The sequence below is a fragment of the Duganella sp. Root1480D1 genome, assembly GCF_001427305.1.
Classification (GTDB): domain Bacteria; phylum Pseudomonadota; class Gammaproteobacteria; order Burkholderiales; family Burkholderiaceae_D; genus Rugamonas.
In genome coordinates, this window is the sequence record NZ_LMFZ01000001.1 from 447,171 (window position 1) to 459,131 (window position 11,961).

At 63.8% G+C, this 11,961-nt stretch carries 7 protein-coding genes; 1 reads left to right on the forward strand and 6 read right to left on the reverse strand.

Annotation, left to right across the window (positions count from 1 at the left end):
• Positions 1–9 precede the first annotated feature (9 nt).
• The 3 genes from tagF to ASD58_RS02340 all read right to left on the reverse strand — a co-directional run bounded on the left by tagF (position 10) and on the right by ASD58_RS02340 (position 5,303).
• Positions 10–966, reverse strand: a complete 957-nt coding sequence (gene tagF / locus ASD58_RS02330; RefSeq protein WP_057259473.1) for a type VI secretion system-associated protein TagF — start codon at positions 964–966, stop codon at positions 10–12.
• Positions 963–4,478 (reverse strand): type VI secretion system membrane subunit TssM, encoded by a 3,516-nt coding sequence (gene tssM, locus ASD58_RS02335; protein WP_229209869.1) that lies wholly within the window; start codon positions 4,476–4,478, stop codon positions 963–965. Before tssM ends, tagF begins: the two co-directional genes overlap by 4 nt.
• Before the next feature lie 111 nt (positions 4,479–4,589).
• On the reverse strand, positions 4,590–5,303 hold the full coding sequence (locus ASD58_RS02340) for a M15 family metallopeptidase (RefSeq protein WP_057259706.1): 714 nt from the start codon (positions 5,301–5,303) through the stop codon (positions 4,590–4,592).
• Positions 5,304–5,406: 103 nt separating this feature from the next.
• Between ASD58_RS02340 and ASD58_RS02345 the strand changes: the two genes are divergently transcribed.
• Positions 5,407–5,973 (forward strand): hypothetical protein, encoded by a 567-nt coding sequence (locus ASD58_RS02345; protein ID WP_057259474.1) that lies wholly within the window; start codon positions 5,407–5,409, stop codon positions 5,971–5,973.
• Here ASD58_RS02345 and ASD58_RS02350 read toward each other — a convergent pair.
• Genes ASD58_RS02350 through ASD58_RS02360 form a run of 3 tightly spaced genes read right to left on the reverse strand, consistent with a single transcriptional unit; the run spans position 5,954 to position 11,918 of the window.
• Entirely contained in the window at positions 5,954–6,718 is a 765-nt protein-coding gene (locus tag ASD58_RS02350; protein ID WP_057259475.1) for an alpha/beta fold hydrolase, read from the reverse strand. The two genes, ASD58_RS02345 and ASD58_RS02350, sit on opposite strands and share 20 nt — an antisense overlap.
• 11 nt (positions 6,719–6,729) lie before the next feature.
• Positions 6,730–9,981, reverse strand: coding sequence for a DUF748 domain-containing protein (locus ASD58_RS02355; protein WP_057259476.1), 3,252 nt, complete (start codon positions 9,979–9,981; stop codon positions 6,730–6,732).
• Positions 9,978–11,918, reverse strand: a complete 1,941-nt coding sequence (locus ASD58_RS02360) for a DUF6351 family protein (RefSeq protein ID WP_156401116.1) — start codon at positions 11,916–11,918, stop codon at positions 9,978–9,980. The genes ASD58_RS02355 and ASD58_RS02360 overlap by 4 nt, the downstream gene beginning before the upstream one ends.
• Positions 11,919–11,961: the final 43 nt, after the last annotated feature.

Genomic DNA, 11,961 nt, shown 5'->3' on the forward strand with positions numbered 1-11,961 from the left:
CCTCTTTTGTCAGCTGAAGGTTTCGTGGAACAGTTGTATGGCAACCGGCAGGCCAAGCTGGCCCTGCTCCAGGCAGGCCGCCAGGCGCTGCAACGGGGCATCGCCATGCAATGCGCTGTCCACCCATGCGCAGTCGCCGAGCGCCACCATGCCTTCCTGCGCCGACTCCGGATCTATCACCGAAAACAGGCTGGCCGGGTTGGCGCCATCCAGGCCAAGCACCAGGGACGGCTGGCCTGCAACAGGAGCGCAGAACATGGCGATTTCAAGGTCCTGGCGTGCCAGCAGCGGTGCAGCAAGCGTCATCCAGAATGCCGCAACTGGTGCCCGCAATGCGGCTTCGCGCGGCAACGGCAGGACCAGGCAGCGCGACGTCACCGGTGCGTGCTCGCGAAGCGGCGACAACAGCAGGCCCAATGCCAGCATCAGATGCCGCGCCGGCATGCTGCCCGGCCGCCCCGCCAACGATTCTTCCAGGCTGGCCAGGCAAGCACCTGCCAGATACGCCTCCAGGGCAGCCTGCGCCAGGCCCGCCTCGCTTAATGGTACTGGCAGCAAGCCCTCGACAGGCCGCACGGCAGCAGCAGTCGCTGCGCCGGCCGCAATGGCCAGGCCTTCCCAGGCGGGCGCCAAGGCCAGCGGGCTATAAGGAAGGAAATCGCGCGGCTTCGCAACCTGGTGCACGGCCATGCAAGTGAACGGGAAACGGCGTGCCGACTGGTCCCTGCTGGCCAACAGGTGTCCGCACACCACCTGGCGCGAGCGCGTTCCGATAAACGCGAAGTCGAGTGGCGGGCAAGCATCGTAATGCTGGCGCCAGCGCGGATTGGCAGCAAGGCGCTGCATGACGGCTGCCAGCCATTGGTCCATCAGTTCCACCAATACCTGGTCGCCTGGCGAACGTACAAAATCGCCGCATCCCGGCAACTTGCCGAAGTAGGCAATGCGCTGCGATGGGGCGTTCATGGCGTGCTTCCCTTGCCAACCATGGTTTCGGGCAGGCGCATGCCACGGAAACCGCTGTCGCCTTGTGCGCTGCCCGGCGTGCTGGTGATGCGCAGGTCCACGGTCACGACTGCGCTGCCGCTGCTCCAGCGCAGTTCATGCACGCCCTCTTCCTTACGCGTGCGGGCCGCAGAATCGATCATCCGGCGCAGCCCCGTGGCGCCGCTTTCGCTGAACAGTTCTACCAGCTTGCCCTCCGGCGTCACGCCGCTGATCCGCACACCGCTGCCTCCCTGCGGCCCGGGGTAGACCATGTTCGCCCATTGCGGCAGGCCGTTGCGGAAACGCAGCAACTGGCCATCGATCTCTATCGAATATTCTGCCAAACCGCCGGCGGCATGCGGCAAGAGCTGGAATACGGTCTGCGTCGCCGACGACACGCCGCCCGCCGCCACTGGCGCCATCCATCCCGGAAAGCGCTGCAAGACCTGCGGGGAGAAGCTGATGCCCATGTCGGCCCAGGTCCGCGGAGCGAGCACGTCGCCGCGCCGCACGACCAGCGCACCCAGGGAATTGCCGACAAACTTCGCGATCGCTCCCTCCGGCCCGAACACCTGGCCAATCTCCGCCTGGCTGGCTTCCGCGCTGCCTGCAGGAGCGAACGGGAATTTGCTCGCAAGCGTTCGGTTGAATGGTTCATAGACCTGCGCCTGCCAGGTCTTGTTGATCTCAGCCTCCGCAGGCGCGACCAGACCAGCGAAGACCTGTATCAGCGGTCTTACCAGCAGGGGCCGGATCACCTGCTTTTGCGCGTCCCCCAACCCCGCCATCATCTGTTCATCCACGTGGCGCAGCGCGTCGGCCAGTTCGGAGCCGCTGCCTTCCAGCGTTTGCTGCATCAGTTGCCTGGCGCCCGGCCCGGGATCGCCCTGGTTGCGGATGCCATTGAGGCGCGCCCGCAGCCGTGAAAGATGGTCAAGGTAAGTCCGCATCAGCGAACCATCCTTGTCGTGCGTTGCCAGCAAGCCCGCCACTGACGCGAACTCGCGGCCCAGCGCCCCGGCTTGGGGCAGCACAGCCGCCACGGCGCCGGCTGCCGGCGTGCGTTCGAACAGCCGCGCTTTGAACCAATGCGCCATCCCCTGGTCCGACTGCTGCACGCTGGCCGCAGCCAGGCCTGGATTGTCCCAGCCGGTTTGCGCCGCTACCGTGCTCCAGACTTTGAGCAACGGGGATATAGCCGGGTCGCCCAGGCGATTCATCGCATCGACCGTGCGCGGGAAATCCGGCATCGCGGCAATCACCACGCCTTGCAGTAAGGCTTGCCACTCCTTGCTGTATTCGGCCTTATAGCTGTCGGTCAGCGCCTTCTGTATCTGCTCGGGACTCCCTTCCAGCGTCAGGTCGGTGCGCTCCGCCGTTTTCAGGACCCAGTCACTCGATTGCAGGGTGCTGTTGGCCGCCTCGCGAATCGCGGCACGGACATAGCCATCCCACGCTTCGCGCGTGAATGCCCCCGATACGGCATGGCTGCCCTGCACCAGCTCCCGGTCCTGGTCACCGACAATACGCGCCACCGTCATCGCTGGATAGCGCGTACTGGCACGCGCCTTGATCTCGGCATAAACACGCTCACGTGCAGTCATGCCGCGCACCACCTGCCGCAACTGGTCGCGCGCAGCATCCACCAACGCCAGCTTGGGTTCAATGCGTGGCCAGGCTGGATCGCTTGACTGCGACAGGTAATACGCCAGCAAGCCTTCCGCGCTGCGCAGGAGCTGCTCGCGCGGCATGGCGCCCCGATTACTCTCCAGCCAGTTGCGCCAGTGGCGTGTCAGCTGGTCACCGAGGTGGCCGGTTTCAGCATGCGCTTTATCGGCCAGCATCAAGTAGGCCTTCAGTGCGTTATAGGAATCCTCGACATTACCCGCCTCGCGCTGGCCGAGGGCGAACAACTGCGTTTCCAGGCTGGCCGCAACGGGCTTGAGCAGGATTTCGCTCATGCCTTTGAAATACTCGCCGCGTAGCTTGCGGCCCAGTGAATCGCCTTGGTACAGGCCCATGCCGAGCAGCCATGGCGACTCCCGGTCCAGCTTATCCAGTTGCTCAATGCGGTCTTGCAGAAGCTGCAGCGCTTCCAGCCGCGATTGCAGGTCGGGGCGTTGCGCCTGCAGCTTGACTGCCTTGTCCAGGTCCGCCGCCGCGTTGGCGACCAGTTGAGCATTGCCGGAGTACGACCAGGTCCAGGCGCCCAGCATGGCGCCAAAAAGCAGGATCGCGCCAGCAAATCCGCCGTTGCGCAGCAGCCGCTGCCTGCGCGTTGCGTACTGGGAAACCAGGTCCTTATCGGCAAAGATCACTTCACGGAAAAGGCGAGGCAGGAAATACCCGGCCTGGCTGCCTGTACGCGGCACGGGTTCGGACGGCCGCGTCAGACCGAAGCGCCGTGCAACCCGCAGCGACTGCGCACATAGCGGCTGCCCTTCCTGCAAAGCGCTGCTGAAGTAATACCCCCTGAACAAGGGCCGGAACTGGAAGGGATTGTCTTCGAACAGCGTGGCCAGGAAGGCTTTCAGCGGCGCGCGCAAGGCTGCGAACTCCAGCGGGAAAGTATGGACACCGGCCGGCACCAGCTCGCGGCGGCGTTGGGTCATCGTGGCAATTCCCATGTCGCGCAGCCCTTCGCATAGTTCATCGAAGCTTTGCTCGAAGAACGCCAGCATGTCGCGGCAGCCGGCCTTCTGCTTGAACGGCATGGTAGCGCCCCAGGGCCGCTCGCGTTCCGCCGCTTCCGCATCCATGAAGAAGTCGGCAAAGCCGGCTACCAGATCGGCCTTGGTGAACATCACATACACTGGTGCAAAGACTTCCAGTTTTTCGATCAGGTCCTGCACGCGTTGGCGCAGGCTGCGTGCCAGCTGCAGTACGGACTCAGTGTCGTCGCCGCGCAACTCTGCAATGCTGACCGCGATGATGATGCCATTGATAGGTGCCCGTGGCCGGTGCTTCTTCAACAATCCAAGAAAGCCATGCCACTCTTGCCTGTCCACGGCCTGCACTGCATATCGGCCAGCGGTGTCGAGCAGGATGCCCTCCGTCGTAAAGAACCAGTCGCACTGCCGTGTGCCGCCGACGCCCTGGATCGCCTTCGGATCGGCGAACGGGAACTGCAAGCCGGACTGCGTGATCGCACTGCTCTTGCCGGCCGCCGGATTGCCGATCACCATATACCAGGGCAGCTCGTACAAGGCGCGCGCGCCGGTCGCGCGACCAAGGCGCGAATTCCTGATCGTGCCGACCGCATCCAGCATGGCGCTGCGCACCGCGTCCAGGTCGGCTTCGGCTCGCGTTTCGGCCGGCGATTCGGGCTCCGCTTCGCGCCGGCGTGCGAGATAGCGGCGGAGGCCCAACACAGCCAGCGCCAGCACCGCTGCCGCAGCAATGCCGGCCAGCGCCCACGCCAGCGCAAGTTGCAGGAGTTCGGCGCCAAGGAAGAACAGCCCCGCCAGCAACGCAAAGGCCAGTATGTTCAAGGTGCGCCTGTCTGTGAGCAGGTACCAGGTTCGTTGCAGCATGATGGAGTGGAAAAGGGAGGCAGGTTGGCCGATGTTGCCACCAAGCCGCGCGGCGCCCCTTGAGCCGCCTCAAGCCCTGGTGTCGCGTGTGCGCAATTCCGTGTGGCCAAAATCCATCATGGTCCAGCGCCCTCCCCATACCATGCCGACCGCTTCCGCGGCCTCGCCATACAACTGGTAGCCGCGCATCGCCCATGGATCGCGTTCGCTGATGACCAGTTTTCCCTCGCGGATAAAGGCACAATCGGCAGCCAGCCCATACTGGTGGAAGCTCTGGAAAGCGCGCGCGTTACTGACATGGTTGCCCGCCGCGGCCAGTCTGTCCTGCCGTTCCGGGCTGCGGTAGCCTTCCAGCAAAGCCATTTCATAGCCGTGACGCGCGCGCATCACGTTGAACACCACCAGCAGGCGCCGCGCGAAGTCCTGGTCCAGCCGCTGCCAGTCACGGTCGGCCTGCGACAGCATGGGCCGCAGCAATTCCACTTCCGCAGTGGCGAAAGCCAGCGGCGGCAACGGCGGCGGCGGTACCAGTTGTTCGCCCTGCAGCAAGGCGGCGATCTGCGGATCTTCGGGACGGCTGCTGTCGTCAAACGCGGGCACCATCTGGCGCGGGCGCAGCAAGCGCACCAGCAACGCCGGCGCGCCCGCCAGCAAAGCAGTGCCGGCGCCGATCAGCAGCAAGCGCCGCTGGCGTGGGCTGGGCCGGCGCTTTGGGGGAAATAACAACAGCCAGCCGGTAACGCTGGCTGCCACGAATATGCTCGCGACGATAAATGGCAACATGGTGCGATCCATCAATACGAAAGCGCATGCGGCGCGCGACACTCGAATCCTATGCCGCCTCGCAACCGGACGGGACGAGCGATATCAAGCTTTGGGAGGACTTATGCGGCCGGACTTGTTTGCAGGCCCCGCGCTGCGGGACGATCGTCATCGCATCCTGGCGCGGCTGGCGCACGGCGGCAACGTTCCCGCCCCCGCCCGCCATTGGGTCCTGTGGGATCCGCCGCAACGTGCACGCCTTGCTGCAGTTGCCACGCTGTTGGCTACCGCTGCTGCTGCCTGGGTATGGCTGCAAAATGATGGCCAGGCGCCGGTGAGCGCCCAGGCTTCGCCGGTTGGCGCCGCGCCAATGCAGGCTCCAGCCGCAGGCGGCGCGGCTCGCGAAAATGCCCCGCCTCTGGCGGCAACCATCATCACTGCGGAAGCCACGCACAGCGAGACTGCCTTCGAACCGCCCCTGCCCGCGGCCTCGCCGGCGTCCGGCGTGCCGGCCCCGCGGTCCAGCGAAGCAAAGCCCGCCCACCCGCGCGCCGCCAAAATCGCGAACTCACCACGCAGGCAACAAGACGCGGCGTCGGCGCCGGAGAGTGATGAAGACGTGACCTTGCTTGCCGCCATGCTCAAGCACGCCAAGCCGCAACAACCTTCGCCTAACCCGCCAAAGAATTGATGACCGCAGCCATGGCCTGCAAGGTAGCCTCAGGCTGTTCGATGTGTGGGCTATGGCCGCAGCCGGGCAGCAGCAACTGGCGGGTTCCAGGCGTGCCCCGTTCGATGGCATCCAGTTGTGCTCCGGACCCGTAATGGTCGTCGCTGCCCTGCATGGCCAGCACCGGGCAGGCAATTGCCGGCAACAGGTATTCGATATTCCACTGCCTGAACCAAGGTGCCAGCCAGGTATCGGCCCAGGAGGAAAACACCTGCTCCGCCTTGTCGCCGTGGTAGCGCGCCAGGGCGCGCATTTTGCCGGGGCTGTGGGCGGCTAGCACCGTGCGGATTCCCTCGATCGTCATGTCTTCCACAAACACGTGCGCGGCCGCGCTGACCACGCCACGCAAGCCTTGCGGCCGACCCGCCGCATAGATCAGTGCAATGCTGCCGCCATCAGAATGTCCGACCACGATATGCTCACGGCCCGGCGCAAGGCATTCCATCACCGCCGGCAGTTCGGCCAGCGCAAACTGGTGCAGGTAGTGAATGCTGCGCGGCTCATTCTGCGGCGACGATCGGCCATACCCCTGGCGCTCGTACACCAGCCCCGCGCAACCGGTGCTAGCGCACAGCCGTTCCGGGAATTCCTTCCACATGCCGATACAACCCAGGCCCTCATGCAGGAACACCAGTAACGGCTTGTGCGGATCGCCTTCGATCAGCTCATGGTGCAGTTGCGCGTAACCCAGTTCCAGCATCGGCATGGGGATGGTTCCTAGTGCAAGGCAAAGTCGACGCGGGCAGCCGCACCGGCTTTCGGCGCGACCAGGAAGATGCGCTCCGGCGGCACCTGGCCCTGCCCCACCAGCCAGTCCTTCGTTACCTGGGCGCGGCGATTGCCGAGAGTGACGAAATCGTCCTGCTCAAGCTTGATATTGGCCAGCATCAGCTTTTCCATTTCTTCCGCAGGCAGCGATTTGGCGAAGCCCAGCGCATTGCGCGGCTTGGGAAATTTCTCGTCCTTGTAGGCACGCTCCAGCAGGCCCGCGTATTCGTCCTTGGCCACCACGACGCCGCCTTCCGGCAGCGCAGTACCGCGCGCCTGCAGCTCGCGCGTCTTCAGCTGGCGCAGCTTGCGCTCCAGCGCCACGTGCTTGAGCGCATCCAGTTCCGCCGCATCGTCAAAGCGGCCGGTAATGTCCAGCTTCAAGCCAGGGCGCTCGGTCAGCGCCTTGGCCAGCGACTTCAGCTTGCCTTCCGATGCGGGCAGCAGCGCCGCACGGCCCTGGTCGAATTCCAGCATCGACAATTCCTCGCCGCCGCCAAACAGGGACCCGATCAGGGCGAACGGCGAAGTAACGGTCTTCATGATGGCGTTGCCGATCACCTTGAGGATGATGCCGCCCAGCGAGAACTGCGGGTCGTCCAGCGATCCGCCAATCGGCACATTGATGTCGATCACGCCGTTACGGTCGCTAAGCAAGGCCACCGCCAGGTTCACGGGCAGCTTGGTGGCTTCCGGATTCGTGCTTTCCTTGCCGAAGGTAAGCTGGTCGAGCACCAGGCGGTTCTCGGCCTTCAACTGGCGGTTCTCCAGCGCATAGGCCACCTCGAACGTCATCTTGCCTTTCTCGATGCCGTAGCCGACATATTTGTCCGCATATGCCGAAAGCTGCGACAGCTCCATGCCGCGCACTTCGGCACGCAGGTCGAGCGAAAGTTCCTGCTTCAAGGGATGCACGCGGCCGGCGATCAGCAGCGGTGCGCCGCTGACATTGCCGCGCAGGTCAACGTTTGCGTTGTGCGCAGGGTCCGAGGACAGCCCGCTCACCGTGCCACCCAGGTCCTTCAAGTTGGCCGTGTAGTTTGGCTTGATGAAGTTATCGGTAAAGCGCACGCGCCCGCCGGAAAGCAGCAGCTTGCCGATGCGGATCGGCGGCAGCGGCTCGGCAGGTTTCGCCGGGGTGGCCGCAGCCGCCTTCGGCGCCGTCGCTGCGGCCTCGGGAGCTGGCGCAGCCTGCGCCACCTCTTTCGCCTTGGCTTTGGCATCCTTGACTGCCTGCGCGCGCGTGCCGGCTTCGGTCAGGCTCTTGCCCTCCTCGCCTTTCTTGCGCATGACGTCCTGCACGTTCAGGCGGCCGTTAGGGTCGATGATGACGCGGGCAAAGAAGTCGTCCAGCGCAACGCGGTCGATGTTCAGCGAGAACGGCTTGAAGTTCACATCCATGCCGCCAAAGGCCAGCGATTTCCAGCTCAGGAAGTCGTTCGAGCTCGATTTATCGACGGTGGACAGCCGGTTCACGCTGACGTCGCCCTTGAAGCCGCCCGCCACCGCGCCGTCCTTGCCTGTTTCGAGGCGCAGGCGCGCCTTGCTGGAAACGGCTGCCTGCAACAGGCGCAAGTTCACATAGTCGGTGACGTAAGGCTGCAAAGGCAGCAAGTCGAAATTCTTCAAGTCCAGCGCCAGGTCCGCATTCAGCGGGGACGGCGCCAGTTGGCCTTTGACTTCCAGCTCGCCTTTGTTGATGGCGGTCTTCAGCGCCACCTCGGCTGACGCGCCGGGCGCGTTGGAATAGCCTTCGACTGTCAGCGACAGCGGCGACAACTTGAACAGCGTCGGCTCGGCACGGAAGTCTTCCCTCAGTTTCGCATCCCAGTCGCTGATTTCCAGCTTGCCGACCTTGATTTGCATCGGCGCTTCGCCAGCCGGCTTGGCGGCCGCCTTGGCGTTGGCCGGCGTGTCGGCCAACTTGCCCTGGTGGACATCGATCTGCGCACTGTTCGAGGCGACCGATGCGATATCCAGCGTATGCTTGCCGCCATCGAAAGCGATGTCCTGCACCACCAAGCCAAATTTCGCCAGGTTGGCACGCAGGTTGTCCTGCGGCGTTTCATCGGCATAGCGCAGCGCTGCTCCGTTGACCGCCAACTCCTTCAACAGTACGACCAGGCCGGTGGCCGAAGGTTTGGCCGCTGGCGCCGGCGCAGTTGCCGGCGCAGTTGCCGGCGCAGGCGCGGCGGCAGGTACCAGTTGGTCGAGGTTCAGCACCCCATCCTTGCTGCGTTTGACGTCCAGTTCCAGGCCATCAACAGCGACCTTGGCAATCTCGAAACGCTGCGCCAGCAGGTCCAGCTTGCCCAGGTTGACCTTCAGCACATCCAGCTTGGCCACTTGGGTGCCATCGAGCTGCTGCAACTGCGCTCCCGTCAGCGTAGCTTCGCCGCCCAGCACCAGCGATGCGGGCTTCTCCTTCGGCTGCACCACTGTCAGCTTGAGCTGCGCCTCCAGGTGCGCCGACGGCAGCTTGAAGCCCGGCTTGAACGGCAGGTAGCCAAGGTAGTTGGTCAGGTCGACCTTATCGAGCTTCAGGTCCAGCGCATAGTCCTTCGGCTCCGCAAATGGGCGCGCCTTGCCCTTCAGGAGCAGCGGCGCACCATTGATATTCGCGCTGAACAGCGGCTCGACGAAGATCGTCACATCCGCCGGTAGCGAGGACACAAACGGCAAGCCCAGTTTCAGCTCCTGCACCTTATGCGTCACGCCGGCCGGCTTGTCTTCAAACGACAGGCTGCCGTCTTCAAGCTGAATATTATTGACCGAGAAGCGCGCCGGCTCTGGCGATGGCGGCTGGCTAGCGATCAGTTTCAGGATATCGTCGATGTTGTAGCGATTGTCGGCATTGCGCGCCAGGTGCACATAAGGCTTGGTCAGGCGGACTTCCTGCACCACTGGCGCCATTTTCGCAACGGATTGCCAGGACACGTCCGCGCCCAGCCGGTCGAAGCTGGCAAAGACAGTACTGCCGTCCGGCTCCATCATCTTCAGCCCGCGCACCGAAGCGGCCAGCGTGAAAGGATTAAAGGAGACTTCTTCAATGCTGAGCTGGCGATGCAGTTTTTCGGCGGCCTGTTTGGCCGCCTGCGACTTGACAATCGCCGGCACGGCGAGGAAACCGATGCTGGTATAGGCAAGCAGCAGCCCGGCCAGGGTGCCGGGCACAAGGTATTTCAGTGGTGGGATCTTCATAAGCCAATATTGTAATCGCATACGCCTTGCGGGAAGATCCGCAACAGCCAGGCTTTTTGCGTTTCACTGAAGCTCACGGCCGTCCCGTAGGTCCCGTCAGCAAAGGCGCTCGCCAGTGGTTTCAGCTTGCATTTGAAGGTGTCGCCGCGGATCGATTCGCCCGCCACCATGCGCGGGCTGCTGAGGACCGGGAAAGCCTGTGTGCATGCGCCAGGCTTGCCGCCATCCAGCACGCCGCGCCAGGCATCCGGGCCGGAAGCGAGCACGGTGCCGGCGCTGTCCACGCAGCGGTCGGCAAATTCCGCCGGCGCGCTGCCGCTGGTGAGATATTTGTCCAGCACCGAGACCGCATTCATCACCTGTCCCGCAAGGTCGGCATCCGGCCTTGCAAACCAGACAACCTGCCGCTTTGCTTCGCCAGGGTTGGCAGCCAGCAGCCTGGCGCGCACCGAGAATGCCTGCCGCGCATTGTGCATGTCCAGCTCCGCTTCGCGATACGGGCGCAGGTCGATCATCGGGATGCCCAGCCGCTTGCCGGTGAAGACATGGCCGGAATCAAAGGCTGCGCGGATCGCCTTCGGATCTCCCTCGCGCCGCGGCGCCGGCGTACCGGCCGGATCGCGGCAAGTCGCGCTGCGCCGCATATTAGCCGAATCGAAAGGATCGCTATCCGGCTGGTACGGCACGAAATCGCGCTGCTCTTTCCAGCTTCCGGCACAGGCATTCAGCCGCAGGAATTCATCGGCATCGATCTTGCCCGCCACCAGCGCCGCAAGGCCGTACTGCACGCCCACATTGTCGAGCGGGATCGGCGCAAAGCCCTCGGCATCCGTGCCATAGAATTCTTCCAGGTCGTTCCAGTGCGTCCACTTCACCTTGGCGAAAGTTTCCGGCGCATACCCGTATAAAGCGATGGCCTTGTCGAATTTGCCATCGCGGAAATGGGGGTTGAGCACCGTCGGCATCGCAAAGCGCCAGCCGTTAATGCACTCGGTGGTACCGGGCTTGCCGGTGAAAGGATTTTTCGCGGTGTCGCTGGCGTTCATGCCCTGCACCAGCGACTGGCGGCTCCAGGTCGCCCACGGCGAATTCGCGTCGCGCGCCACCTCGTCGCGGAAGTACTGCCCAAGCAAAGGACAGTCGGAGATCGGTATCGACTGCGTCACCATGTCCGGATACGACTGCACCGGAATACCCGCATCGAACAGTCCGGGGCGATTTTGCGCAAACATATACTGCTGCACCGCACCGCCCGAGCCGCCAATGCCTATCGTATACAGCGGCTTGCCGTGCTTTTCGACGAAGTAAGCCTTGGTCTGCGCCGCAGTCTCTCCGGCCAGCTCCATATTGTAGTGGACACCGCTCTCGTTGCCGGACGAATTGGCAATCGCGTACCCTTCCGCCAGCAGCTTCGGCATCAACTGTTTTTCCGAGCTGTTCAGCGCATCGTTGAACCACATGGCCAGGCCTTGCTGGTGGCCGATACCGACCCCACCGCGCATCCAATACACCAGCTTGTGGTTCCAGGGCCCACGCTCCAGCATTGCGATCGTGTAGATGAAACGGTTGATGGTCCCCGCCTCCACCCGCACCACGAAAGGCACCGGCTCGCCATTCACGACCACAGTTTTCATGTCGGCCGGCGGGGTTTTGTAGCCATTCCCGATATCGAACGGCTTGAAGCCCGCGCCAGTGAAGTAGAAATGCTGGATGCGCGGCCGGATGGCGCATTGGCTGCTATACCCAACCAACTTGCCGCCTTCGTCGCGCACCGGATGGCCGATGCCCTGCTGGTTATCGACCAGGGGCTGGCCGAGGCCCGACTCCACCGTCCGGCAAATGAAGGGCTGTTGTTGATGTATTTGCGCTTGCTGTTGCGGGGTGCTGCATCCTGCCAGGGTGATAGCCGCTAGAACGGCCAGTATCCAAGCTTTCATGGCGCCTCCTCCTTGGCAGCCAGTGTAACGCGGCTATTGCGGT

Bases quoted from the DNA above. Each gene is read 5' to 3' on its own strand.
- ASD58_RS02360 (WP_156401116.1), bottom strand. From the start codon at position 11,918: ATGAAAGCTTGGATACTGGCCGTTCTAGCGGCTATCACCCTGGCAGGA.
- ASD58_RS02340 (WP_057259706.1), bottom strand. From the start codon at position 5,303: ATGTTGCCATTTATCGTCGCGAGCATATTCGTGGCAGCCAGCGTTACC.
- ASD58_RS02350 (WP_057259475.1), bottom strand. From the start codon at position 6,718: ATGCCGATGCTGGAACTGGGTTACGCGCAACTGCACCATGAGCTGATC.
- ASD58_RS02355 (WP_057259476.1), bottom strand. From the start codon at position 9,981: ATGAAGATCCCACCACTGAAATACCTTGTGCCCGGCACCCTGGCCGGG.
- tagF (WP_057259473.1), bottom strand. From the start codon at position 966: ATGAACGCCCCATCGCAGCGCATTGCCTACTTCGGCAAGTTGCCGGGA.
- ASD58_RS02345 (WP_057259474.1), top strand. From the start codon at position 5,407: ATGCGGCCGGACTTGTTTGCAGGCCCCGCGCTGCGGGACGATCGTCAT.